The sequence below is a fragment of the Aquimarina sp. MMG015 genome (assembly GCF_018100855.1).
Classification (GTDB): Bacteria; Bacteroidota; Bacteroidia; order Flavobacteriales; family Flavobacteriaceae; genus Aquimarina; species Aquimarina latercula.
This window is the reverse complement of sequence record NZ_JAGJEB010000005.1, coordinates 99,238-125,161: the sequence shown is the minus strand read 5'-3', so window position 1 is coordinate 125,161 and position 25,924 is coordinate 99,238. Positions and strand designations below refer to the sequence as shown.

The following is a 25,924-nucleotide window of genomic DNA, read 5'->3' as shown; positions in this document are numbered from 1 at the left end:
CAATATTATCCGTATTTTTCTCCGTACGTATCTTTTACTTTTTTAAGAACTTGTTTAATATCCTGTTCTTTTTTCTTAGGATAGATCAACAAAACTTCTTCTTTATCTACTATAATATAATCTTCTAAGCCATCGACAACGACGATTTTATCTCCAGAAGTTCTAATCATATTCCCTGAAGAATCTTCTGATAAAACTCTAGCATTTACAACAGCATTATTAGCATCTGTCTTATCTAATTTATCATATAAAGACCCCCAAGTACCTAAATCATTCCAATCAAAAGTAGCTGGTAATACATATACATTTTCTGCATGTTCCAAAATAGCATAATCGATAGAAATGTTTTCGGCTAGTGGATAGTTTTTTTCTATAAAACTACTTTCTTCGGATGTATTATACACTTCTATGCCTTTTTCGAATAATGCTGTCATCTCTTTTTGAAACTTAGCAAAGGCATTCACGATACTTTTTGCGCTCCAGATAAAGATCCCTGCATTCCAAAGATAATTGCCTTGATCCAAGAATTTTTTAGCCGTTTCGTAATTTGGTTTTTCTGTAAATTGAGCTACTTTTTTTATTGCATCGGCTTCTTCATTGTGCTGTATATAACCATAACCCGTATTCGGAAAAGTAGGCTGTATCCCCAAAGTCATTAAGATATCTTCTTTTGAGCAGGCTTCAAAACTTTGTCTTAAATTTTGTGTAAATGCATCTTCATCTTCAATCCAATGATCACTAGGCGCAACCACCATAACTGCATCAGAATTCTCTTTCTGTATTTTTAAAGCTGCATATAATATACAAGGGGCCGTATTACGCATGGCAGGTTCTGTTACAACTTGTCGCTGCGCTGCCTCTGGTAATTGTTCTAAAACCAAATCATTATATCTTTCATTGGTCAATATAAAAATATTCTCCTTTGGGATAATCTTTGATAGTCGACTAAATGTTCTTTGAATCAGAGTTTCTCCAGTTCCCAACATATCGTGAAATTGCTTTGGAAACTCTGTAGTACTAACAGGCCAAAATCTAGACCCAACTCCCCCAGCCATTAAAATAGCATAATAATTTTTTTCCATAATTAATTTAATAATTCGACTTCTGCATTGGGGTTAAACAGGTATACCCTGCCTGTGCTTAGTTCGATACATTCGTAACGTTTAACTCTTTTATTTCCTCTTTGGAAAATTTTTCCATTATATAATCTAAATCGACTTCCTAATGGTATCTCAAAGATATAATTTTTATCATTCTCTGGGTCATATTGTTTTAATGCAAGTGATAATTTTTCGTCAGTATCGCTACTTGCCCTTGGATTCTTAAAATGATTTGCAATAACAGGTAATAATTTAGAAGGAAAGACATCAGGGTTAATATATGGTAACATGAGTTGCTGAAAAGTTCTTTTCCACTCTATCCCATGAGGTTTAATATTGCGCCCATACTTCTCGAAAGCTACTAAATGTCCAATTTCATGAATTAAAGTAATTAAGAAACGATATGTGTTCAAAGAAGCATTTACAGTAATCAGATGTCTACCATCTGGCATTTTACGGTAATCTCCATGACGCGAAGCTCGTTCATTAACAATTTTAAGATGAACATTACATCTCACAATCAAATCGAAAGCAGGTTCTATAGCTCTTTCAGGGATATATCTTGCCAAGATTTCCTTCATTGTCGCAAAATACAAAAATAAGCGCATCGGAAAGATGCGCTTACTAAAGAATTCTTATCAAATAGTATTAATTCGTTTTATCATAACTATTCATTAATCGTATAAACTCTGCTCGATATCCTTGTTCATCATTCCCTCTACTATTTCTTGCTAAAGAGACCACATCCTCAACATTTTGATTCTGTATATATTTTGAATTTTTCAAGATCATTCCGTACCAAACTACAGAAGCTGCAAATCTAAAATCACCTGACACTAGATCATTGTCTCCCGTTTTATGTATATGAACTATTTCTATACTTCTACTTTCCTTTGGTTTTTTGTATCTAAACTTTACAGTTAATAGCTCATCTCCAAATTCTGTATTATTTGTTTTACCAGTATATTTTAAATCAGAAATTTCTCCAAGATATTTACTTTTTACTCCTGAAGGAATAATTTCATACAGTGCGGTGACGGTATGACCACTACCCAACTCTCCTGCATCTTTCGTGTCATCGATAAAATCTTCATCGTTTAACAACCTATTTTCATAACCGATCAAGCGATACGCTTTTACTTTACCGGGATTAAATTCTACTTGAATTTTTACATCTTTTGCAATCGTATATAATGTTCCTCCAAATTCAGTACCTAATACTCTTTGCGCTTCTTGCATAGAATCGATATACGCATGATTACCATTACCAGTGTCTGCCAAAGTTTCTAATTTACTATGCTTATAATTCCCCATTCCAAACCCTAAACAAGTTAAAAATACTCCAGACTCTCGTTTTTCTTCGATTAATTCCTTCATCCCTTTATCACTTCGTATACCAACATTAAAATCACCATCAGTTGCTAAAATAACTCTGTTGTTCCCGTTCTTTATAAAATGTTTTTCTGCAATTGTATAGGCAAGTTTAATACCTTCTCCTCCTGCTGTAGAGCCTCCTGCTTCTAAATTCTTCAGAGCGTCCAGTATTTTTTCACTATTGTTACCAGATGTAGGTTTTAAAACAACTCCAGCTGCACCGGCATATACTACTATAGAAACTTTATCTTTTTCTCTTAATTGATTTACTAATAATTTAAAAGCTTTTTTAAGCAATGGAAGCTTATTAGCATCATTCATGGATCCCGAAACATCTATTAAAAAAACTAAATTGGAAGCAGGAAAACTTTCTGCAGGTATTTCTTTGCCTTTTAACCCAATTTTGACCAACTGGGTATTTTCATTCCAAGGAGTACTTCCTGATTCTGTATGAATCGCAAAAGGATGTTTATCCAATGGCTGTTTATAATCATACTTAAAATAATTTATCATTTCTTCAAGTTTTACCGCATCATCTGGGATTTTTTCGCCATTATTAATCATTCTACGGATATTACTATAAGAAGCTTTATCTACATCAATGGAAAATGTAGACAGCGGAGCCAAACTTGTCCTTTTAAATGTATTCTCCACTACCTCTGCATATGATTCATTATTGGTTTCTTTAATAAAACTACTAGGACTTGCCATAATAACCTCATCATTTTCCACTTCCATCATAAACGCCACTGGTTCCTCAGCTTCTTCAATTTCTGGAACTTCTATATCTTCAACCACAAGCTCTTCTTCAAAAACTTTCTCTTTCAAAATAGGCGGAGCATTATCTTCTTTGACAACTGCATCCGTTTCCTCCATAATATCTGGTAATGCGGCAGGCGTTTTTGTTTTAGGATCACAAGAAATGATCAATAATATGGATAACCCTGCCATCCATAATCTGCTTTTTTTAATACTCATTGTTTTCATACTATTTAGTTTTGTTACACTGAATACTGAAACAAACATAATACCACAATAGAGCCTGTTACATGATAACATTACTCGATTGCTGCTATTGCTGAATGCTTTAGTGTTTTGTTATTGATATTTATACTATTTTGAAAAAGCGAAAGGCTATTTTCTAATCCATTTGTAATAGATTAGAATTAATACTCCCAATAGTAATAGTGGCCAAACATAAAAAAGCACTAAAAAAAGGTGTTGTAACAGATTCCAACCAAAAGACAATCCATCCTCTGCTCTATCTACAAAGCTTTTTACATATTTTTTTGGTTCATCTTTAGGAAGCACAGTTTCATACATATCTAATTGGATAGTACTAAATGACACTTTATTAGACATGTACTTCAATCTACCTTTAGCCGCATCAATCTCTTCTTGAAGCTCCCTTAATTTATCTTCGGTTAGTAAAATATCTTCTACATTTTTAGCTTTTGTTCTAAGAATTGTTTCATAACGCTGCTTTACCTCTAATTTGGTTTTTAACCTAGAGTTTATATCTATATACTCTTCAGTAACATCAACAGTAGATATATTTTTATGATCCACAAACTCTGCTAAAGCACAAATACTATCTAGTACTTCATCAAATTTATCCTGAGGAATTCTAATCGTAAATCTATTTTCTTTAGAATAATTAGTATTTGTAAAACGCTCATCAGACACATACCCATTATATTTTGCTGCTATATTTTTAGAAAGCGTAGTTACTTCTTCTACGCTACCCACTTTAATACGGCAACTTGCATTTTTAATAATCTTAAGTCTATTATTTGCGTTTTCTGTTTCATTTTTTATTTTGATTTCATCTTCTGTTTCAAATGCATTTAAAGCCGGTGTCTCTCCAGTATCTTCCATTACGATATTTTCTGTAGCTGTTGAGTAACTTTTTTCTACTTGCGAGCAGGAAAAACTGATTACCAAACAACCTACCCCAATTACATTTCTAATTAATTTTAAAATATTTGTTTTCATATTTATTGTTTTTACCTTGTTAAACTGAAAACAAACATAGTATCACTCCAAAGAGTATTCTTGTATTACCTTTGTAAAACAATTGTAAACTATTTTACAAAAAATAATAACCTGACAATCAAAACAATAAACTTATCACTCGCGAAGAACACATAGCATTCTCTCATCTGAAAAAAGCAGCTACTCAGCAGTTTTTAAAGAAAAATAATGCCTCAAGCGATGATATCTCTCTATGGAAAGGGCAAGATATTATATTGTTTCAGGAGGATTTACGAAAACAGGTAAAAGGAAGTATTAGTGAAAAATCTTTCTACAGTTATTTTAAAAACACTACCGAAAAATTACCACGTGTAGATGTACTTAATATGTTATCGGAATACTGTGGTTATAAAAATTGGGTTCATTTTAAATCTTCAATTCCACAAAACAAAATTCTAGAAAAGAAAAAACTAAAACCAAAATGGCTTATTTTTTTATTACTCGGAGTGTTATTTATCACCTCCGCTTATTTCCTTATTCCAAGAAATCATACGTTTACTTTTTGCTTCATTGATCAAGATAGAAACAAACCGATTATCAAAACACCTATTGACATCATTGTATTAAACAACAAACAATCACCCTTCTATACTAAAAGTGATAGTTTGGGGTGTTTTAGGTGGAGTACAAAAGATGATTTTATTCGTTTTGTAATTAAATCACCATATCATAAGACGGATACCATCTTTAGAAGTACAGCTAAGATTACTAACGAAAACATCCAAGTAAGTACGGACGATTATGCATTAATGTTACATTACTATGCAAATGGAAGACTCGAAGACTGGAAAAACAGAAAAAGTGAATTATCAAAAATGATTGCTGATAATGCAATTATATTTCAGGTTTTACCTTCAGGTTTAGGAATTGAAGTATATTCAAAAAATGAATTTATCACTAAACTTACAACACCAACAAAAAGTCTAAAAAACATTGAAATTATAGAATCCAAAAGGGTAAAGGGACAAATTGTTAAACTAAAATTCAGAGTTAAACCATGAAACAGTTTGTATATATTCTATTGTTAATTGTGATTACGAGTTGTGCTAACAATTCCCATAAAAGTATGGAACCTGTTAATGCAGAAGAAGCAGATATTTATATTGAAGAGGAAGCGTCACCCACTTCTCTAGAAGATGCCTATATTATTTTAGTTGAAGAGAAACTGCAGGATCATATAGACAAGCAAACCTTGATCAAGAATCATCCAGAATTTAAAATAGAGAAAGACACTACACCTTCATTAGGGCTAGAAAATCAAGAAAAAATACGGCAAATAAAATTTCTAGAACAACCAGAAATACTCTCTGATTCTGTTACCAAAATAATTACTGAAATACACTTTGCAAATAAAAAAAGTGATACTATTATTTCATATATAACAACCTCAACTACAATAATTGACGGTGTACAATTTAAAACTTCAAAAGCCAATTTTGAAAGAATTACATCATCAAAAAATTAAAAAAAGCCAATTTTTAACAAGAATTTACGGTTTTTCCTTCTTTTTATGGTAACAAAACCATTGTTTTTTGGGTTTTTGATCGAAAAAAAGCTAACATTTATCGAGTTTTCGCTACATTTAACTTGTTGTTAATCAATAATTAATATTTTTGACATCCTATTTTTAACATTTCTTAAAGAAAATTTAAAAGTGAGTATTATGAGAATTTTTACAATTTTAATTATTTTTTTCATCAGTGCGTCTAATATTGCGCAAACCCAGATTGAAGATGAAAATCAAGATCAACAAGAAGTTGTTGAACCTACAAAAGAGGAACTGGAGGCTGAAAAAAAATTATTTGCTGATCTAGCTGAACAAAGAACTATTTTATTACAACAAGAACTTAATCTTAGTAATTATACAAGTAATCGTATTAAAAGAGTCATTATAAAATACTCCATCCAAGCAAATAAAGTAATTCAATCAAACGCCTCTGAAAAAGAAAAAACAAAGGACTTAAGTAATATTGTGTACTTCCAAAATGAAGAGTTTAAAAAAGTGCTAACGGTTCATCAGTTTTACAAATATCTTAAGCTAACCGATATTTAATAGTTCGTTAACTAGGGCGTACTACTAGAAACTTGTAATACTTTACCATTATAGAATTTATTAGCGGTAAGCGAAAAATCTTTAATGTAATTTGCCATTTCAATAGCCGTAAGCGGTGCTTGGTATCCAGGAAATGCTTCTTCTAACATTTCTGTCTGTACTGCTCCCAAAGCCAAAACATTAAATGCAACACCACTTTCTTTATATTCTTCGGCCAATAATTCACTTAGTGTAATAACAGCACCTTTACTGGAACTATATGCCGCTAAACCAGGAAATTTCATACTTCCCTGAATTCCACCCATACTACTAACTGTAACCACATGACTTCCTTTTGTCATATGAGGTAACATAAGTCTAGTAATTTCTGCTACACCAAAAACATTTACTCGATACACTTCTTCAAATTCTTGAGTAGAAATTTCACCAAAAGGTTTATTCAATAATTTACCAGCATTATTAATCAAGATATCAACCTGATTCCAAGAATCGGTAACGTAATTTTTTAATTTATGTAAATCCGAAGAGTTACATAAGTCAAAAGAAAAAGTATGGATGTTTTTATGATTTAGAGCAGTAATAGGTTTCTCATTTCTAGATAAAGCCAAAACTTGATGTCCTTCATCTGCAAACAACTTAGCCATCTCATACCCTATTCCTCTGCTCGCCCCAGTAATTATAATGTTTTTCATGTTTTTCATAAAAAAATCCTTTCGAGTGTTGAAAACTCGAAAGGATTGAATTTTTTAATTTAACTTAATTTCTTTTGTTGATGTATTCAGAATCTTTGTTATAGCAGGTATACAGTCATTTATTAATTCTGCCATAAACTCAAAATTCATTTCGGAAACCTCGTCATCTACGTGGTGATAATACTCATAATTTGTAAAATCAAAAGTAGAAATCGTTTGACAAGGCACTTTGAACTTTTCATAAAAAGGATAATTATCACTTCTTCTAAACAATTGAAATTCTTTAGCTTTTGGCAAGAAACCTATTAGTTCTTTTCCTGAATACTCATTCATTTTATCAGCCATATTAGAAATTTCATATCCAGTAATGTAAGCCTTATAACTTTTATCATTTAATGGTACTCCTATCATTTCAAAATTTACCATAGTATAAAGGTCAAGATTTTTCTCTTTTAAAGCTTTTGCCAAATGACTAGAACCTAATAGACCTCTTTCTTCTGCTCCAAACAATACAAATAAAATACTACGTTTATTACTTTTTGCTTTTGCAAAATGTTTTGCTAGTGAAATAACAGCAGTGCTTCCAGCAGCATTATCATTAGCTCCATTAGCAATTACATCTCCATTTACTTCTTTTCCTGTTCCTATATGATCAAAATGTGCCCCAATAACTACAAATTGTTTTGCTAAATCAGGATCCGTCCCTTTTAAATAACCAACCACATTATACGTTTCGGTCCCTTTAGCATCAAACGTATTTAAATACGAATCAAAATATGGATCAATCCCAGATTTCTTGAACTCCTCTTCTATAAATTTAGCCGCTTTTTCTAACCCTTCAGAACCAGTATCTCTACCTCCCAATTCATCACTAGCTAAAAAATTCATAATACTTTCCACATCAGAAGCTGCAACGTTTGATGCTAATGATTGTGCTCTAGTTACTTCTTTACAGTTTATAAATAAAAGTGTAATAATAAAAAGTGATATCTGTTTCATGTTTTTTTGTTTTCCGATATAAATGAATATTTTTTGATAAAGATACTTAAAAAGTACCCTCTGAGATCTCCTATTAAGATTCCATTATACCTTTTATTTTCAGGAATTGTAATAACATAACCGTTCTTGCATCCTTAATTTCTCCAGTTTGCATCATATCGAATGCCCTTATGAACTCTATTTCTAGTACATCAATATATTCTTCTTCATTGTCTAATCCACCTCCATTTTCCACTTTCATTTCATCTGTATACTCAGCAATAAACAAGTGCGCAATTTCCGTCATTGTCGCTGGCGATGCATATACCGAAAATACTTTTTCAACAGAATTAATAGCATAACCCGTTTCTTCAAGCGCTTCTTTTTTTGCACAAACTTCTGGAGTATCTCCATCCAAAGATCCTGCACAAACTTCTATATTCATCCCAGATGTATTACCATTTAAAAAAGTCGGCAACCTAAATTGCTGGGTTAGCACAACTGTTTTTTTTACAAGGTTATATAATAAAACAGAAGCCCCATCACCGTGATCATAAACTTCTCGAAGGTGTTTTTCTGGAGTGTGAGCACTCGTATGCTTATACTCAAAAGTATATTCTTTTAACAAAAATGTTTTATCGGATAATGTGGATGATTGTAGGTTTTCAACTCTCTTGTTCATTTTTTAAATATAAAAAAATCCCGCTTCAAAAGAAGTGGGATTTTAAACATTATATATAATCCTTTTTAAAACTATGCTAGCATAGTTACAGGATTTTCTAAGTATTGTTTTAAAGTCTGTAAAAACTGTGCCCCAGACGCTCCATCAACTGTTCTGTGATCACAAGCTAAAGTAACTTTCATTGTATTACCAACAACAATCTCACCATTCCTTACTACAGGTTTTTCTACTATCGTACCTACAGATAATATTGCAGAATTAGGCTGATTAATTATAGAAGTAAATTCCTGAATACCAAACATCCCTAAGTTAGAAACTGTGAATGTACTTCCGCTCATTTCTTGAGGGGTAAGCTTTTTATTTCTAGCTTTTACTGCTAATTCCTTTACATTTGCTCCTATTTGTGTAAGAGACATCTGATCTGTAAAAGGTAGTACAGGAACTACCAATCCATCTGGCACAGCAACAGCAACTCCGATACTTATATGCTTAGCATATTTAGTTACATCATCAGACCATTGTGTATTTACTTGTGGATGCTTTCTTAACGCCATAGCGCACGACTTAACTACCATATCATTAAATGACACCTTAGTATCTGGTAATTCGTTTATATGCTTTCTAGATGCCATTGCATTCTGCATATCAACTTCTATAGTAAGATAGTAATGAGGTGCAGTAAATTTTGAAGCAGAAAGACCTCTAGCAATTGCTTTTCGCATTTGAGAATTCTTAACTTCTTCAAAACTTTCTTCTCCTGCTGGAGTAAAAGCTTTTACTGCAGGAGCAGCAGCACTAGTAGCTGGAGTACTCTCTGTAGCTGAAGGTGTAAACGATTCTACATCTTTCTTTACAATTCTACCATTCTCACCAGTACCTTTTACTTGCGCTAGATCAATTCCTTTATCTGCAGCTATTTTTTTAGCTAATGGAGAAGCAAAAATTCTTCCTCCAGATGACTCGCTACCTGATGAAGAAGCTACAGTTACTTTTTCTTCTTTTTTAGGAGTTGGAGTATCCGCTGGTTTTGTTGAAGCAGAAGCCGCAACAGCTCCTCCATCTTTTATAGCAGAAACGTCAGTTCCAGCTGGACCTATAATTGCTAATAATTGATCAACAGGAGCAGTTTGTCCTTCTTCTATACCTATATGTAATAAGGTACCATTATAGAAAGATTCAAACTCCATGGTAGCTTTATCAGTTTCAATTTCTGCAAGGATATCTCCTTCCTCTACAGAATCTCCTACTTTTTTAAGCCAAGTAGCAACAGTACCTTCTTCCATAGTATCACTAAGCCGAGGCATTGTAATAACTTCTACTCCTTCTGGAATTGCAGGAGCTGCAGAAGCACTTGGAGCCGTTTCTTCAGCTTTATCTTCTTTTACTGTTTCTGTTTGTGATCCTTGATCACCCTTTAATAAACCAGAAATATCTTCTCCTTCTTCACCTATAATCGCAAGAAGTTGATCTACTGGAGCTGTCTCTCCCTCTTCAATCCCTATATGAAGTAATACTCCTTCATAAAAAGATTCAAATTCCATAGTTGCTTTATCGGTTTCAATTTCTGCAAGGATATCTCCTTCACTAATTTTGTCCCCTTTCTTAACAAGCCACTTCGCGACTACTCCCTCTTCCATAGTATCGCTCAATCGCGGCATATTAATTACTGTAGCCATAATTTATTGTGGTTTGTGTGATAAAAACGGATAATCTTCTTGCTCGTATACTACATCGTACATCAAGTTCTTTTCTGGAAATGGAGATTCTTCGGCAAACTTCTGACATTCTGCAACCTTAGCTTTCACTCCCTTGTCAATAGCTGCTATTTCTTCATCCGTAGCATAATTCTTATCTTTTATAATATCCAATATCTGAGTAATCGGATCTATTTTTTGATATTCCGCCACCTCTTCTTTTGTACGATATTTCTGCGCATCACTCATAGAGTGACCTCTGTAACGATATGTCTTTAATTCTAAGAAAGTTGGACCTCCTCCTGTTCTTGCACGAGTAATAGCCTCATCCATTGCCTCAGCAACTTTTATAGGATTCATAGCATCTACAGGTCCGCAAGGCATTTCATATCCTAAACCAAGTTTCCATATATCAGTATGGTTTGCGGTTCTTTCTACCGAAGTTCCCATAGCATACCCGTTATTTTCTACACAAAAAACAACAGGCAAATTCCATAACATTGCTAAATTAAAAGCTTCGTGAAGGGAACCTTGACGAGTAGCTCCATCACCCATAAAGGTTAAAGTAACTGCGTCTCTTTTGTGATATTTATCTGCAAAAGCTAAACCAGCTCCTAAAGGAATTTGTCCACCAACGATACCGTGTCCTCCATAAAATCTATGTTCTTTAGAAAAGATATGCATAGATCCTCCCATTCCTTGAGATGTCCCTGTTCCTTTACCATACAACTCTGCCATTACTCGCTTAGGATCAACTCCCATTCCGATAGGCTGAACATGATTACGATACGCGGTAATCATTCTATCTTTAGTAAGGTCCATTGCATGTAGGGCACCAGCTAAAATAGCTTCTTGGCCATTATATAAATGCAAAAACCCTCTTACTTTCTGTTGGATATAAACTTGAGCAAGTTTGTCTTCAAACTTTCTCCAGAAAAGCATATCCTCATACCACTTCAGGTAAACTTCTTTAGTTACTTTTTTCATCTAAAATGTAATGATATTTCAAAATTAAGTCAGCTTTATAGCCGACCTCTCTAACAATTACAGAGTTTTTATGCTTATTTTTCAATTAAGCGAAAAACAAAAATAATATATTCATTACTAAGGAGAAAGCAGTTTTTAGATAAAAATCAACGAAAACGTTATAAATACGAATTATCAAAAATAAGTGGTAATAAATTAGCTAAAGAGTAAGATTTAACTACTTTTCCTGTTTCTCCCATAAAATATATCTCAATTGGCTTCTTCTGATTTAATTCATATTCTGCTATAGCTTGTCTACAAGCACCACAAGGAGGAGTAGGTGTAATCAATTGATGTTTTAAAGATTTTGCAGAAAGCGCCATTCTTAAAATTGGAACTCCTGGAAAGTTTGCTCCCGCCGAAAATATCGCTACACGCTCCGCACATAAACCAGATGGATAACAAGCATTTTCTTGATTATTACCCAAAACAACTTCGTCATTTTCTAACAATAAAGCAGCTCCAACTAAAAACTCTGAATATGGAGCATATGCTTTATCTCTAATTTTAAAGGACTGCTGCATCAATTCCTGAACATCCTTAGGCAACTCTTCTAGAGCATCATACACTTGCAATGTCGATTTTATTTCTATTTCTTTCACAATCAAAAATTTACAATAGTATACATACTAGTACTATCTTCTAATAAAGTATTCACAATGTACTACAAACAAAAAAAGTATCAAACATTAAAGCTTGATACTTTTTTAAGGTATGAATATCATTATGATTACCTATCGTAAAAGTCTTCTCCGAAATTAAATGAAAGACCGAATCGAAGCGTTCCTTCTAGCGGACTCTGCACAGAAGATGCATTGAATAAATAAGAAACATCTAAATTTACAATTGTATATTTAAATCCAAGTCCAAGAGATACAAACTTACGCGCTCCTTTTTCTTCTGCTTCATTGAAATACCCACCTCTGAAAGAGAACACATCTTTATATACGTACTCAGCTCCTAAAGACCAGGTAAATTCTTCTAATTCTTCGCTAAAACCACCATCAGCATCTCCCCAAGATGAAAAGATAGCTCCAAATGAACTTATATCTTGATATTCTGCATTATCTTCTGCATCTATATCACCATCTCCATCAAAATCCTGTGGACTAGGCACTAATAATTTAGCAAACTCTAAAGATGGTGTAATTCTATTGTACTCATCTAATAAGAAGTCAAATCCGGCACCTAATCTAAATGTAGTAGGAATAAAGTTTTCTTGTCCTGCGTCATCATATTTAATTTTAGGACCAATATTAGAAATATTTAATCCAGCTCTCCATCTACCATTAAAAGAGCTATAAGCAATCTCTTCACTACGATAAAAAGCAGCAACATCTACACCAAAACTTCCTGCAGCACTTGCATCGGCTCCCAAACCTTGCAATCTTAAATCAGAACGTAAATATCGTCCTGCAATACCCATAGAAAATGTAGGACTTAATTGTAATGCATATGAAACGTCTAATGTCAATTCATTAGGTTTCTGAACATTAGGCTCATCATTAGGACCTTGTCTAAATTCGATATCTCCTAGGCTGAAATATCTGAAACTTGCAGCAACAGCACTTCTACCATCCTGTCCAAAACGATTGTAATAATTTACACTCCCTAAAAATATATCATCTACTAGATTACTTAAGTAAGGTGTATAATTAATACCTACCCCTTGTTGTTTTGCAACAAATGCATATTTAGCTGGATTCCATTGTTGTGAAAATGCATCCGCTGAAGTTGCAACTCCTTGATCAGCTAAACCTGCTGCTCTTGCATCCGCAGCAATTAGTAAAAATGGTGTAGCAGTAGTTATTGCTCGGTTCTGGTCTTGAGCCTTCAATTTAAAATTTGATAGTGTTAAAAACACAAACCCAAGGATTATGATTTTTCTCATGTGAAAATTGATTTTGACAAATATATAGTTATTTAGTTATTATAATATTACGAGTTTTTCAAATTTCTCAACCCGTTGATTTGTTAACGTTGATTTTACAGATATCTTATACACATATACTCCTTTTCCTAATTTATCCCCAAAATCATCTCTTCCGTTCCACTGAATATCCTCTCTATAACTTGTTTTTCCGGACAATGTTTGATTGTTTGTCCAGATCACTTTTCCGGACACAGTAAACACCTGAATTTGAACCTCTAAAACATCATTAATAGCACTAGAATGCTCAAACCAAAATTCGGTATGACTTACAAATGGGTTTGGATAATTAAGAACATTATTAAGTGTAAAACCCGAAGCATCAGCCACTACAAATTGAATTTCTTGAGTAGAAGAATTATTATAAACATCCCACCCTTTGAATGTAAGCGTATGCAATCCTGGTTCTAAATCTCTAAATTTAAAATTAACGATTCCCTTTGTAAAATCATCTATTTCCGTTTCATAAAAATCATTAAGAATAAATGGATTCGCTTCATCACCATCTAATATAGCAGAAATATCGTGACCGATACCACTCGCAGTATTTATACCATTCTCATCTTGTAATCTAGCAATAAGTATCGGAGAATCATTAGTTACACCACCAGAAACAAAACTTTCATCATTCATAAACAACTGAATTTGAGGACCTACATTATCTTCGGGAGCATTTTCATTAAGACCACCTACTAAAATTGTTTGATCAACTCCTGTTTGATTCTCTAGAACTCCATTTCTAGAAGCATAAAAACTTATTCTTCCAGTATCAACTGGAATACCTATATCTCTGGGCACTATAAACTCGAAAGTAAAAAGACCATTAGTAACAGATGCTTTCCCTCTAAATATAATCTCTCCTAACGTTTCATAATTTAACTTAATTATCTCACCAGCACTATTTCTAACATTATCATTAGCAAGCGTAACTCTATCTACTTCTTTATCATATATTGTAGTAGACAACACTCCATTATAGTCAGACAATAAAGTTCCTGATTCACTTACTACTTCTCCAGATATTTTTATTCTACTTAGTGCCTTAAGAGTATCAACTTCTTGTGTAATAGGAACATCATTAATGTTAGTTAAACGAATATTTGGTTTAGGAATAGCCATTTTCATCGCAGGATCTCCAAAAAAGAAAACTACTCTTCTACTATTGGTAGTATATGAATTTTTTAATTGCCTTACAGCCTCCGCAATAGTCGGGTAATCAGAAGTATCCGGAAACAAAAATCCTGACAATCTATCATTAACCGAAATTCCGAAAGTTACAATTACATCTCTTGTCGTACTAATTAGACCTACTGCCCCACCACCGGTATTCCAATAGGTTAACTCCCCAGCAGAATCTCTACAAGGATTATCAAACTTAGTAAACTCGCAAGTAACCGTAATAAAAACGGGATACTTATTTGTATTTGCTAATTCGCTAGCATCCGATTTATTAAAAATAAATTCTTTTGCCAATCCATCTTCTCCACCGTGCCCAAAATAATCAATAGCTACAGCTCCTTTTTCTATTGCATTAGAAATAGCTTCATTCACTTTAGGATATCTACTTCCTGATGCTGAAGATTCTTGTTCAAAAGCATCAGCATATATTTTAGTAAGGTTTAAATAGGGTTTTCTTTGAACCAAATCATCGCCAAGCTCATCTAAATTTCTCTGGATAGTTTCTTCCCAATCAACATCAACATCATCTGCAATTAGTAGTACCGAATTTCTCCATCGTCCAAAGGACTGTTCATTATTATAGTCAATAATTTTAGTGACCATAGCATCTGCCAATTGTGGTGAATCAGCCAATACTCTGCCGACTGCAATATCTAATTGATCACTTGATAACATTTGTCCTTCTGCTGGATCCATAGATCCAAAAAAGTCATCTGTAGCAAAAGAACTTACTAAAGAAAAACTACTCAAACTCTGAAAAGTTGGAACTATATTGCTATCCGCACAATTTTCTCTTAACAATAAACCTTTATAATCAACTGATGCATCTCCAAAAAGACAAAGATATTTTAACCGCTCATTTGCATCAGAAGCATTATCGTATACATATCTCACTAAGTTTCGTATTGCCGCTATATCTTGTTTCCCACTTCCAAATTCATGATAGATCTGATCAAGTGTTACTACCTTAACATTATAATTATTTAAAGTTCTATGATGATCAGCTAACCTATTTGCAGATTGTAATAAATCATTATTTGAAACTATTAAATAATCAACATCTTCAAACTGCCCTTGATTATTTAGAAATATAGTTCCTTTTATATCCTGATTATCAACTTTTGCAGTTTGATCTGATAGCGGGTCGTAATAATTTGTTGGCACAATTGCCACATATTGCCTTGTTTCGCCCATTGTGGCTTTAAAACTTAAGGTAGATGATGCATTACCATTAACAATACTACTTATTAATTCGGGATTCGTTACATCCCATACTTGAGAAATACTAGACGCATTCGAAATATTATATTGTCCAATTCCTGCTAAGGTAGGCGCATCTTTATAGAAGAATGGCATTTGGGAATTAGTACCTATTAGCCCTCTGTTAGCCTCAAGACTTATAAAATCGAGATAACCTATTGCAGAAGGATTACCATTATTATTATAACTTAAACCAACTGTTACTTGATCAGAACCAGAAGTAACATCCTGTGTAATATTCCTCGGAGAACCTAGAGATGTCCCTGAAATTTGCCCAAAACTTAAGATCCCAACCTGTCCACCATTAACAGTTATATTCATACTGGACACAGAAGTAGAAGTAGCTGCTCCATAAACTCTTAACTCAATAGGTTCTGACGAAATTAAATTTGGGAAGTCAAAATTATAATCCCTATTATTTTGGACATCAAAACGATCACCAAACCAACGCCTTCCAACTTTTACAATATTATATTCATCTATTTCATAAAATTGATAATCTGTAAATGAATTAATCTGAATATCTGCCGCAGCGGTAGGTTCATTATAATTAGATACACGTCTACTATTAGAGCCTCCTGATGTTACATAATAATATGACTTATCAGCGTACAAATTTAGATTCGTTATATTTTCCTCACTATATCCTTCTGTATTTTCACCATAGAATAAAATATAATCATCCCCAGAAAAATTACCGTCTTCCCCTCCTACTATTTGTATCGCATTCTCTCTTAAATCAAACTCGGTATTTTCTTCATTTAATAAAGGCAGCATTCTTCCTCCATTACCATATATCTTTATCGTATTTGGATTAACTGAAGAAATATCCATACCTAAGCTACTTAAGAAAGCAGGTGTAACTTTAAAAACTCCCGTTTTATCAACATAAAATCGAAACCAATCTCCTGTTGCTAAAACAGAATTACTTATTGGAGCCCTTTTAGCATTTGCTCGGCTAGTTGTGGTTTGATAAACAATATCAAAAGAAACAACTTTTTTAAAAGCATTGCCATTTTTAACTATAGGTAAAAGACTAATAAAACCGGTTTTCTTATTTCTCGCTTTTATAGATTGAATATCATATGTAAGTTCGTTAGGAATTAAATTAACACTAAGATCTTTTAGATCTGCTCTGGAAATAGTTTTATAAACAACATTTTCAATTCTCGCAGTTCTTGAATTAATTTCTGCCGATTCTTCCCAAAATTTGGTATATCTGACTCCAATATCGTCTTGAAATTCAAAATTTTCTTCATCAAACCCCGGAACTGCGAAAGAAGTACTAGAAGTATTCATCTCTACATTTTTCCAGACAATATCAACATGTACTGTCTTCTGCGCCGAAATAAATGCAGAAATAAGTAAAGCGCAAAAAAATATAATTTTCTTCATCATAGCGTATAACGGGTTTAACACAGTTTTAGTGTTTTCCAAATTATGGTTTTTCTTCAAAAATAATAATAAACACCAAAATATTGCGTTAAACCAAAGTCAATCGTAAAAACATAAATTTTTCGCGATTTGATATTATTTTAAAAATATTAGGGTAAATTTAACGTTAATTATTATATTGCAAGCCCTAATTTCTACTTTAACGAACTTAAAATTATGAAAAACGCGTTAGTTTTTAAGTCGCTAATGGCCCTTACCATTAGTATCTTACTGTTCAGCTGTAACAAGACAGATTATGGCAACAGTTCTAGAGCCACTGGCTGGAAATACAACTCCAAGGATGGTGGATTCCAAGTAAACACTAATTATAAAGAACAAGAAACAGGTCCAGGATTAGTTTTTGTTGAAGGTGGAACCTTCACCATGGGACGAGTTCAGGATGATGTGATGCATGACTGGAATAATACTCCGACACAACAACACGTACAATCCTTTTATATGGATGAGACTGAGGTTACCAATGTTATGTATCTAGAATATCTTGATTGGTTAAAAGCTGTATACCCGCCTACTGAACCAAAATACAAAAACATTTACCATGGAGCATTACCAGATACATTGGTATGGAGAAATCGTTTAGGTTTCAATGAAATGATGACTAATAATTATCTACGTCACCCAGCATATGCTAATTATCCAGTAGTTGGCGTTAACTGGATTCAAGCTGTTGAGTTCAGTAAATGGAGAACTGACCGTGTGAATGAAAGAATATTGGAAGAAGAGAGTTTTATAAAAGAAAATGCACCTTTCGAGGATGTTTCTGCAGAAAGTACATTTAACACTGACACCTATCTAAATGCTCCCTCACAAACCTATGGAGGTAATGATGAAGCTATTAGAGGAGGAAAAAGATCTGAACAGTATGAAAAAAGAAATGATTCTACAGGTCTATACGTTCAACGTAAAGATGGATTACTTTTACCAAAATACAGACTACCAACCGAAGCTGAGTGGGAATATGCCGCTTTAGGTTTAGTTGAACTTAGAAGCTATAATATCTACAGAGGTAGAAAAAAATATCCTTGGGATGGTCAATACACACGTTCTGGAAAAAGAAGAACGCGTGGAGATCAATTAGCTAACTTTAAGCAAGGTGATGGTGATTATGGTGGTATTGCAGGATGGAGTGATGATGGTGCTGATATTACTGCTCCAGTAGCATCTTATGACCCTAATGATTATGGTCTTTATGATATGGCTGGTAACGTTGCAGAATGGGTAGCTGATGTATACAGACCAATTGTAGATGATGAGTATAATGACTTTAACTACTATAGAGGTAACGTTTATACTAAAAACGCTATCAATCCTGACGGAACTGTTAAGATTGTTACTACAGATTCTATTATCTATGATACATTAAGTAATGGTAAAATTGTAGCAAGAGTATTACCAGGCGGTATTTTACAAACTCCTGTTGACGAAAATGAAACATATTTGAGAACTAACTTTACTCAAAGTGATAACCGTAACTTTAGAGATGGTGATAAAAGTTCTTCTAGATACTATGAAGGTTTCCAAGACGAAAACATTCCTAATAGAAGGATGTATAACTCTCCAATCCATAGTGTTGAGCCAAGTGCAGCCGATAGTACGAAACTAGACAGAAGGTATGATGAGTCTAGTAAGAGAACTACGATTGTAAGTGAAGAAGTAAGAGTATATAAAGGTGGTTCTTGGAAAGATAGAGCATATTGGTTAGATCCTGCACAGAGAAGATTCTTCCCTCAGGATATGGCTACCGATTATATTGGATTTAGAAATGCAATGTCACGTGTTGGTGAAAAAGCCAAAAACAAAAAGACACCAAAACATAGAGCACCAAGATAAATTAAAATTTATCAGTTCGTTATAAAATAAAGCCCTGTCAATATGTACAGGGCTTTTTAATACAACTATAATACATGGATATTACAAGGCTACATGAATTATTTTTAAAAAGTGATGGTATTTCCACCGATACTAGGAAAATCGAAAACAACAGTATCTTTTTTGCTTTAAAAGGCGGCAATTTTGATGGTAACACTTATGCCAAACAAGCAATTGATAAGGGTGCGTTATACGCTGTAATTGACGATGAAAAATTTGCTATATCAGATCAATATATACTAGTTAAAGACACGCTTAAAGCACTACAAAGTCTAGCTACACATCATCGAAAACATCTAAAAATTCCAATTATTGCACTCACAGGAAGCAATGGAAAAACCACGACTAAAGAGTTAATTAATTGTGTACTATCCGCTAACTACCAAACAACTGCTACTTTAGGAAATTTAAATAATCATATAGGTGTTCCTTTGACTCTATTGTCAATGAACGAAAATACCGAAATCGGAATTGTAGAGATGGGCGCAAATCATCAAAAGGAAATTGAATTCTTATGCAATATTGCTCTACCAGATTTCGGCTATATAACAAACATAGGAAAAGCACATCTGGAAGGATTCGGAAGCTTAGAAGGTGTATTAAAAGGCAAAACTGAGCTTTATCGACATCTAAAAAAATATAATAAAACTGTTTTTCTCAACACAGAAGACACTAAGCTTTCTAAAGCAGCAGAAGGAATCAAAGTATACACATTCTCTCAAAAACAAGAAAGTGATATCACCATACAACTAGATGACGTTGACCCGATGGTTAATGTATTATGCAAAAATCAAAACATCCACAGTAATTTAATAGGTGCGTATAATTTTACAAATATCTCAGCAGCCATCGCTATCGGTTTTTATTTTAAAATCAATCCTGAAAAAATCAAAACTGCAATTGAATCTTACATTCCATCTAATAATAGATCGCAAATAATTAATAAAGAAGAATTAACTATCATATTAGATGCCTATAACGCCAACCCATCAAGTATGAGTGTTGCCATAGACAATTTCCATAACTTAGATTACAACAACAAAACTGTATTTCTTGGTGACATGTTTGAACTTGGAGATTCTGCTGCTGCTGAACACGAAAAAATTGCAGAAAAAGCAACTAAAACATCTTTTGACACAATTTATTTAATCGGCAATAACTTTTTCGAAACATCTATAAAGGATGTGCGGATAAGAAAATACAGATCTTTTGAAACATTAAAGGAAAATGAATCTTTTTCCGATATTAAAGATGCTATTTTAATCAAAGGATCCCGCGGAATGCAACTCGAACGTATTCTTGATATAATCAAATAAAAGAATAACGTTATATTATTTGTTATTCACATACACTTCTAGATTATCTAGAGATTCTTTTATTGATTTTCGGAACGATCTCTTCATAACTAAATGCAACATGATTTTTTTTAAAACTGACCTTGCTTCTGGATACAATTCCAGAAGTAATTTACAAGAGTTTTGAGAAGTAGGAACAAGTATATAAAATTGATACATCCCATCAATTATCGGAATATCAGTAGTATGCTCTCCGTAAATCAATTTATCAGGTTCTACAGCTTTTGTTACGGTAGTAAAATTTAATCGTTTCCCATCTATAACACAAACATGTTCTGTACCTAAACGAGTTACTTCGTCTGGATTGTAAACAAATTCATTAACTCCTTTTACCCAATGATGTCGATAACTATAATTAGTAATGTACTCTAACAATTCTTCTGCGGAAACATGGTATTCTTTTTGAAACTCCAATACTGGAGATTTATCAAAATGTACCTCATATGGGGTTTCATATGAAGTAAGCTTTAAATTTTCTTTATCTATCTCTGAGAACAAATATTTAATGTTTTTCTCATCATAAACATCCTCATATTTCGAAAAATTAAAAAGTTGGCTTTTATATTTATTAGAAATCCCAATCACTTTAGACAAGTCTTCACTTAACAAAGCATAATTATTACTAGAAATCGAATTCTTAAGTAATCTATGTGCCTCTATCACTATCTGCCCAAAAGGCTTTCGTTTACCTTGAACCGTTATGAATTGTAATTCTCCAGAATGTGCAATAATTTTTAACTGAAGATCTGGTGCTGTTGCACACGCATTACATGGGCAGATTCTATTTTTTTCTAACACCTTAAGATGACTATAAAAAGACGTAAACATTGTTTCTATCTGCGCCAATAACTTCTCCTGAGAAAGAACCACGCCCTCTTTATAAAAAAAAAGTGCATCTCCTTCAACTTCGGCTAACTTTAAATTTTGAGTATTAGCCTTAATCAAAACCTCTAACAACTCTGCAATCACATGCTGACTGTGCTCTATTTCTGTATTTTGAACAAATTTTGTGTACCCAGATATATCTGGTATAAATAATAAAGATTCAGCCATTAAACATAGTTTTATGCTAGTATTTACTAAATCTAACAATTTCCTTCTAAGACGTAGCGGTTTTATAAATTATTTAGGAAAATAAAGTAATACGAAATATCAGGTTTTACAAGGAACTTTAGAAAAATATCTGATTTACTATTGAGATTCTTTAGAATATAAATGCACATCTCTTTGCGGAAATGGTATTGAGATATCATTAGATTCAAGTCTTTTTTTAGCTTCCTCCATAGTATAGAAATGAACAGTCCAAAAATCATCATTAAGTGCCCAAAAACGCAAAGATAAGGTCACAGCACTATCCCCTAGTTCAGAAACAAATATCTCGGGAGCTGGATTTTTAATAACCTTTTCCTGCCCATTGACTAAATCCAATAGAATTTCTTTAGCATCTTTGATATTACTATCATAAGAAACCCCTATCTCTATCTTACCTCTTCTTTTATCCTCTGCCGAGTAATTAATTATATTACCGTTAGATATCTTACCATTTGGTATTACTGCCAATTGATTTCCAAAAGTATTTACCTTAGTAGTAAATATGGAAATTTCCTTAACAGTACCCGAAATGCCTTGTGCTTCTATAAAGTCCCCAATCTTAAAAGGTTTAAAGAATAAAATAAGAACTCCACCCGCAAAATTAGACAAAGATCCTTGCAATGCTAGACCAATAGCTAATCCAGCCGCTCCTAATATTGCAACAAGAGAAGAAGTTTGAACACCTAATTGCGTTACCACTAATACTATAAGCAAAATCTTGAGACCTATATTTATCAGATCATATAAGAACTTTTCTAATGTTTCATCATAATCCTTCTTTTGAAAAAATTTACGAAGTGCTTTACTAAAAATATTAATAATCCAAATCCCTACCAGAAATATAATAATTGCCGAAATTAATCCTGGTAAAAAATCCCAAATCCAAGTTACAAATTGCTCCCAATTTTCCTTCGTAAGCCCTAATTTCTCCATTTTATTTTAACGTAATTTATTATTATTCAAAAATAATTGTTCTTGAATAAAAACACATCATATAAGCATTTAAACATTCTAAGTTTTTACTTCTATTTTAATCTTCATTTTTATTCAGAAATACTAATAGTGTTCTTTCTGAAATTGTTCACTTTATTAACCAGCTTATTAAATCACTAACATACGGACATAAAAAAACCATTCAAATGAATGAATGGTTTTGTTCATTATAATGAGTTTGAAGGAGCTTCGTTTCATTTTTTTTTGACACAGCGTATGAAATCCATCATCAAAATTTACGAGCTTCAATATTGTTTGAACATTGGAATTGGATTTACCATTTGAAGGTTTAATACTCTTGAATCAACTTCATCTTTAAATGCTATATGACATTTGTATTTATTATCTAATAGAATTTCTTTTAGGAAGAAACTTTCTTTATCAATTATAGTTTTATTGTCTATTATCTCAAAAGAATCTAATGGAAGTGAAAGCCCAATACCAAGAGCTTTTATAACAGCTTCTTTTTGTGTCCAGTAATCAAAGAAAGAGCTTTCAGGATTATCTGAAGAAATTATTCGTTGCCACTCTAAGGCTGTCATTTGAGTTTTAAAATCCTCAATATGAAGACTGTGTAACATTTCGATATCTATTCCTATTTCACAAGTTTCTGTTATTGCACAAACAACCATATTCCCTGAGTGAGAGATATTAAACTTCACTTTACCTTCCTTAAAATAAGGCTTGTTATAGCTAGTATATATTACGTTATTCTCGCAAAAAGGTAAATCTATATTTTCTAATCCCTTACCTAGAAGAGTTCTTCCCAATAATGACAATTGAGCATCTTGCCATCTTCTGTATTTTAAGAGTTTATTTTGGAAATCAGTAGAAAACCCTGGTAATAGTTCTTTCAAAAGGAATTCATGATTTTTCTCAGATATATAAGAATAAAGTATTTGCGTCATGATCTAAAATTATTAATTACTTAATTCATTTTTAAGCGAGCATCTGCATGAGCAGGAAAAATTTGAAACTTCAGCCAGAGATATGTCACCCTTTGCTATTAAGTCTAATTTTCTTTTACATATAGGCATACCTTCTTTATCCAGAATTTTTGGTTTATCACTTTTCATAATCGTTATTTTAATTGTAAAATGGAGAATGTTGTGGATTCCACACAGTATTTCAGGCTATTATGAAGGCAACAATCTTGTAGAGAATCTTATTATATTTCTAAATAATATATTTATAAAATACCCCAATAAAATAGGTAAGTAACTAGTAAAATATTTGAGAATAACACTGAAAAAACAATGCTTCTGTCATTGATAATTTTAATCCGTACTATGAAATATAACATTGTGATAAAGAGCAATGCACTAAATATAAGTAATACGGTAAATATATAATTGAAATTTTCGGGCAGACCGAATGCTAAAACAAAATAGTTTTGACCAGCCACTTTGGTTAAAGCCAAAACAAGGCTAATCAAACCTGTAATACCAACAATAGATGTCAAAATGCTAAGAACTCTTATTATTTTATCCGAATTAGTTTTATATTTTTTTCTTATCAACTTGATGACATATGTAAAAATAAAAACAAACATTATTAACAACGCTACAAACAATGGAAGTAGAAAGACTAAATTTATTTTACTTAAGTTATTTCCAACTTTAGAAACACCTGGATTGAGAGCAACTCCTCCAACAAAATCTATTGTAGCTTCTTTTTTAAATGCCGATATATCTAATTGTTTATTTGGATTATTAATAAAAAACTCAGCTACCTTACTACCAGTTCTAGTAAAACCTGGAACATGACCAAGATTATGTCCTACTACGGTGTATCCTTTTTTAAATTTTCGAGCTACTTTATCACCATTTGTAAGTGGAGTTATAGGGTCATACTCGCCAGAAAACACGAGTACTGGAGATGATATACTTGACAATTTAGATAAATCATGAGGCACTATTGTGTCCTGTCGATTAAGATTCCATTTCTCGCAAACCTTAAAATCTGATTTATAAAATGCAACCCCTCCTTTCAGTCCCTTATACTTGGATGCATCAGTTTGATATTCTGAAATTTTATTGTTAGGAAGTGTTTCATTACAGCTTACACAAAAATACACTCCATAATCCATTCCAAGCAAGCTAGAAAATGCAGCTACCAAATTTCCAAGAGCATCTTCATTTCTTTCATGAAATTGATAGATTAAAAGCGGAATTACCTCCACAAGTTTTTTGTTATATAATGCCTGCTGTATTGCTATTTTAAAATCTTCTGAATTATATGTAAATTCTCCAGATGCAATTATTTTCTTATCAACTTTTACTGTTATCGGATGTTCTTCCAAATCTGCAATAGTTTTATAATATATCGTCTCCAAATCAGGATATTGATTATGACAATCTGAATCGCTCAAACATCTTTTAAATACTTTAGAAAGACTGCTTATATAATTAGTTGTATTCTTTGTATAGTATGTTGATATCTCGGAAATGGGAGAATCCAATGATAATGTTTTAATATCTTTTGGAAACATACTTGTATAAACCTGAGCCATATATGTCCCATATGAAGCTCCATATACATGCCAATTAGAATATCCCAATAAAGTCTTTAAAGCGTGTAAATCTCGGGAAACCGACAAACTATTATAAGCCTCAATATCTACTCCTTGATTTAAAAGATCTTGTTTACAAAACAATGCTTCTGCAGTTTTTTGTTTTTCATCTTCTGTCTCTGATTGATTTTTAGCCAAGATTTCCATAAATTTTTTCCCTAGATCAGGACAAAGTCTAGGTTCTGAAAACCCAGTTCCTCTAATATCAAATAAGACAATATCATTCTTTTCCCTTAGAGGGTGCCTATACCAAGATCTAATGTTTTGAACGCCACTAGCTCCAGGACCACCTTGAATAAAAACAACTGCATCGGCATTCGCTTTATTAGATTTATTTTTTAATATACAAACTGCAATTTTGATTGTATTGCTTTTAGGGTCATCCCAATTTTCAGGAACGGAAAGAAACTTGTACTCTATTGTATCTTCTTTTAATACATCTGCATTCGGAAAAAAAGTTTCCGTTTCTTCTATCGATGTGTTTTGACCTTGTATTGATGTGAAACAACAAAGGACAAACAATACCATTACTACTATATTTTTCATATAAAAACTCATAATTTTTTATTATTATAATTTTATTGAT

The 25,924-nt window shown here is 32.7% G+C and carries 21 protein-coding genes; 5 read left to right on the top strand and 16 right to left on the bottom strand.

Translation table 11 applies throughout. From position 1 onward, the window contains the following. Positions 1–5: 5 nt before the first annotated feature. The 4 genes from J8L88_RS10985 to J8L88_RS10970 all read right to left on the bottom strand — a co-directional run bounded on the left by J8L88_RS10985 (position 6) and on the right by J8L88_RS10970 (position 4,469). Entirely contained in the window at positions 6–1,082 is a 1,077-nt protein-coding gene (locus J8L88_RS10985) for a mannose-1-phosphate guanylyltransferase (RefSeq protein WP_211060761.1), read from the bottom strand. Positions 1,083–1,084: 2 nt separating this feature from the next. Beyond that, entirely contained in the window at positions 1,085–1,681 is a 597-nt protein-coding gene (locus J8L88_RS10980) for a SprT-like domain-containing protein (RefSeq protein WP_108802894.1), read from the bottom strand. A gap of 67 nt (positions 1,682–1,748) precedes the next feature. Further along, positions 1,749–3,461, bottom strand: a complete 1,713-nt coding sequence (locus J8L88_RS10975; protein WP_247666466.1) for a VWA domain-containing protein — start codon at positions 3,459–3,461, stop codon at positions 1,749–1,751. A gap of 147 nt (positions 3,462–3,608) precedes the next feature. After that, the gene (locus J8L88_RS10970; RefSeq protein WP_211060759.1) at positions 3,609–4,469 is read right to left on the bottom strand and encodes a DUF4349 domain-containing protein; all 861 of its coding nucleotides are present in this window, start codon (positions 4,467–4,469) and stop codon (positions 3,609–3,611) included. Between the two features lie 254 nt (positions 4,470–4,723). Between J8L88_RS10970 and J8L88_RS10965 the strand changes: the two genes are divergently transcribed. The 3 genes from J8L88_RS10965 (at position 4,724) to J8L88_RS10955 (ending at position 6,561) form a co-directional block, all read left to right on the top strand. Further along, positions 4,724–5,509, top strand: coding sequence for a hypothetical protein (locus J8L88_RS10965; RefSeq protein ID WP_211060758.1), 786 nt, complete (start codon positions 4,724–4,726; stop codon positions 5,507–5,509). Beyond that, positions 5,506–5,973: a hypothetical protein gene (locus tag J8L88_RS10960; protein WP_108802890.1), complete on the top strand. Its 468-nt coding sequence runs from the start codon at positions 5,506–5,508 to the stop codon at positions 5,971–5,973. Before J8L88_RS10965 ends, J8L88_RS10960 begins: the two co-directional genes overlap by 4 nt. 198 nt (positions 5,974–6,171) lie before the next feature. Further along, complete coding sequence (locus J8L88_RS10955; RefSeq protein ID WP_211060757.1) at positions 6,172–6,561, top strand: hypothetical protein; 390 nt, start codon at positions 6,172–6,174, stop codon at positions 6,559–6,561. Between the two features lie 11 nt (positions 6,562–6,572). On the opposite strand, the gene J8L88_RS10950 is transcribed toward J8L88_RS10955, so the two are convergent. The 8 genes from J8L88_RS10950 to porU all read right to left on the bottom strand — a co-directional run bounded on the left by J8L88_RS10950 (position 6,573) and on the right by porU (position 17,400). Next, positions 6,573–7,253, bottom strand: a complete 681-nt coding sequence (locus J8L88_RS10950; protein WP_108802888.1) for an SDR family oxidoreductase — start codon at positions 7,251–7,253, stop codon at positions 6,573–6,575. A gap of 54 nt (positions 7,254–7,307) precedes the next feature. Beyond that, positions 7,308–8,252, bottom strand: coding sequence for a M20/M25/M40 family metallo-hydrolase (locus J8L88_RS10945; protein ID WP_027392657.1), 945 nt, complete (start codon positions 8,250–8,252; stop codon positions 7,308–7,310). 73 nt (positions 8,253–8,325) lie between these two features. Then, positions 8,326–8,913, bottom strand: a complete 588-nt coding sequence (locus J8L88_RS10940; protein ID WP_118387285.1) for an NUDIX domain-containing protein — start codon at positions 8,911–8,913, stop codon at positions 8,326–8,328. Between the two features lie 71 nt (positions 8,914–8,984). After that, positions 8,985–10,589 carry a pyruvate dehydrogenase complex dihydrolipoamide acetyltransferase gene (locus tag J8L88_RS10935; RefSeq protein WP_027392659.1) on the bottom strand — a complete coding sequence of 535 codons (1,605 nt, stop codon included), beginning with the start codon at positions 10,587–10,589 and terminating at the stop codon, positions 8,985–8,987. 3 nt (positions 10,590–10,592) lie between these two features. Then, a complete protein-coding gene (pdhA, locus tag J8L88_RS10930; RefSeq protein ID WP_027392660.1) occupies positions 10,593–11,594 on the bottom strand; it encodes a pyruvate dehydrogenase (acetyl-transferring) E1 component subunit alpha in 1,002 nt (333 codons plus the stop codon). 158 nt (positions 11,595–11,752) lie between these two features. Further along, positions 11,753–12,235, bottom strand: a complete 483-nt coding sequence (locus J8L88_RS10925; protein WP_118387289.1) for a cytidine deaminase — start codon at positions 12,233–12,235, stop codon at positions 11,753–11,755. Between the two features lie 128 nt (positions 12,236–12,363). After that, positions 12,364–13,524 (bottom strand): type IX secretion system outer membrane channel protein PorV, encoded by a 1,161-nt coding sequence (gene porV, locus J8L88_RS10920; RefSeq protein ID WP_027392662.1) that lies wholly within the window; start codon positions 13,522–13,524, stop codon positions 12,364–12,366. Positions 13,525–13,563: 39 nt separating this feature from the next. Beyond that, positions 13,564–17,400 carry a type IX secretion system sortase PorU gene (gene porU / locus J8L88_RS10915; RefSeq protein ID WP_247666464.1) on the bottom strand — a complete coding sequence of 1,279 codons (3,837 nt, stop codon included), beginning with the start codon at positions 17,398–17,400 and terminating at the stop codon, positions 13,564–13,566. Between the two features lie 213 nt (positions 17,401–17,613). On the opposite strand from porU, the gene gldJ reads away from it, so the two are divergent. Together gldJ and murF are read left to right on the top strand one after the other, a co-directional pair. Then, entirely contained in the window at positions 17,614–19,287 is a 1,674-nt protein-coding gene (gene gldJ, locus J8L88_RS10910) for a gliding motility lipoprotein GldJ (protein ID WP_211060756.1), read from the top strand. 74 nt (positions 19,288–19,361) lie between these two features. After that, positions 19,362–20,642, top strand: coding sequence for a UDP-N-acetylmuramoyl-tripeptide--D-alanyl-D-alanine ligase (gene murF / locus J8L88_RS10905; protein ID WP_211060755.1), 1,281 nt, complete (start codon positions 19,362–19,364; stop codon positions 20,640–20,642). A gap of 15 nt (positions 20,643–20,657) precedes the next feature. Here murF and J8L88_RS10900 read toward each other — a convergent pair whose 3' ends face one another. The 4 genes from J8L88_RS10900 to J8L88_RS10885 form a co-directional block, all read right to left on the bottom strand. Beyond that, complete coding sequence (locus J8L88_RS10900) at positions 20,658–21,734, bottom strand: DUF2652 domain-containing protein (protein ID WP_027392666.1); 1,077 nt, start codon at positions 21,732–21,734, stop codon at positions 20,658–20,660. A 138-nt stretch (positions 21,735–21,872) separates the two neighbouring features. Next, on the bottom strand, positions 21,873–22,706 hold the full coding sequence (locus J8L88_RS10895) for a mechanosensitive ion channel family protein (protein ID WP_211060754.1): 834 nt from the start codon (positions 22,704–22,706) through the stop codon (positions 21,873–21,875). Between the two features lie 305 nt (positions 22,707–23,011). Then, complete coding sequence (locus J8L88_RS10890; RefSeq protein WP_211060753.1) at positions 23,012–23,674, bottom strand: 4'-phosphopantetheinyl transferase superfamily protein; 663 nt, start codon at positions 23,672–23,674, stop codon at positions 23,012–23,014. A 281-nt stretch (positions 23,675–23,955) separates the two neighbouring features. Continuing rightward, positions 23,956–25,884: an alpha/beta fold hydrolase gene (locus J8L88_RS10885; protein ID WP_211060752.1), complete on the bottom strand. Its 1,929-nt coding sequence runs from the start codon at positions 25,882–25,884 to the stop codon at positions 23,956–23,958. Between the last annotated feature and the right edge of the window lie 40 nt (positions 25,885–25,924).

Excerpts from the sequence above, each read along its gene's own strand:
- J8L88_RS10985 (WP_211060761.1), bottom strand. The coding sequence starts at position 1,082 with ATGGAAAAAAATTATTATGCTATTTTAATGGCTGGGGGAGTTGGGTCT.
- J8L88_RS10980 (WP_108802894.1), bottom strand. The coding sequence starts at position 1,681 with ATGAAGGAAATCTTGGCAAGATATATCCCTGAAAGAGCTATAGAACCT.
- J8L88_RS10975 (WP_247666466.1), bottom strand. The coding sequence starts at position 3,461 with ATGAAAACAATGAGTATTAAAAAAAGCAGATTATGGATGGCAGGGTTA.
- J8L88_RS10970 (WP_211060759.1), bottom strand. The coding sequence starts at position 4,469 with ATGAAAACAAATATTTTAAAATTAATTAGAAATGTAATTGGGGTAGGT.
- J8L88_RS10960 (WP_108802890.1), top strand. The coding sequence starts at position 5,506 with ATGAAACAGTTTGTATATATTCTATTGTTAATTGTGATTACGAGTTGT.
- J8L88_RS10955 (WP_211060757.1), top strand. The coding sequence starts at position 6,172 with ATGAGAATTTTTACAATTTTAATTATTTTTTTCATCAGTGCGTCTAAT.
- J8L88_RS10950 (WP_108802888.1), bottom strand. The coding sequence starts at position 7,253 with ATGAAAAACATTATAATTACTGGGGCGAGCAGAGGAATAGGGTATGAG.
- J8L88_RS10945 (WP_027392657.1), bottom strand. The coding sequence starts at position 8,252 with ATGAAACAGATATCACTTTTTATTATTACACTTTTATTTATAAACTGT.
- J8L88_RS10940 (WP_118387285.1), bottom strand. The coding sequence starts at position 8,913 with ATGAACAAGAGAGTTGAAAACCTACAATCATCCACATTATCCGATAAA.
- J8L88_RS10935 (WP_027392659.1), bottom strand. The coding sequence starts at position 10,589 with ATGGCTACAGTAATTAATATGCCGCGATTGAGCGATACTATGGAAGAG.
- pdhA (WP_027392660.1), bottom strand. The coding sequence starts at position 11,594 with ATGAAAAAAGTAACTAAAGAAGTTTACCTGAAGTGGTATGAGGATATG.
- porV (WP_027392662.1), bottom strand. The coding sequence starts at position 13,524 with ATGAGAAAAATCATAATCCTTGGGTTTGTGTTTTTAACACTATCAAAT.
- porU (WP_247666464.1), bottom strand. The coding sequence starts at position 17,400 with ATGATGAAGAAAATTATATTTTTTTGCGCTTTACTTATTTCTGCATTT.
- gldJ (WP_211060756.1), top strand. The coding sequence starts at position 17,614 with ATGAAAAACGCGTTAGTTTTTAAGTCGCTAATGGCCCTTACCATTAGT.
- murF (WP_211060755.1), top strand. The coding sequence starts at position 19,362 with ATGGATATTACAAGGCTACATGAATTATTTTTAAAAAGTGATGGTATT.
- J8L88_RS10900 (WP_027392666.1), bottom strand. The coding sequence starts at position 21,734 with ATGGCTGAATCTTTATTATTTATACCAGATATATCTGGGTACACAAAA.
- J8L88_RS10895 (WP_211060754.1), bottom strand. The coding sequence starts at position 22,706 with ATGGAGAAATTAGGGCTTACGAAGGAAAATTGGGAGCAATTTGTAACT.
- J8L88_RS10890 (WP_211060753.1), bottom strand. The coding sequence starts at position 23,674 with ATGACGCAAATACTTTATTCTTATATATCTGAGAAAAATCATGAATTC.
- J8L88_RS10885 (WP_211060752.1), bottom strand. The coding sequence starts at position 25,884 with ATGAAAAATATAGTAGTAATGGTATTGTTTGTCCTTTGTTGTTTCACA.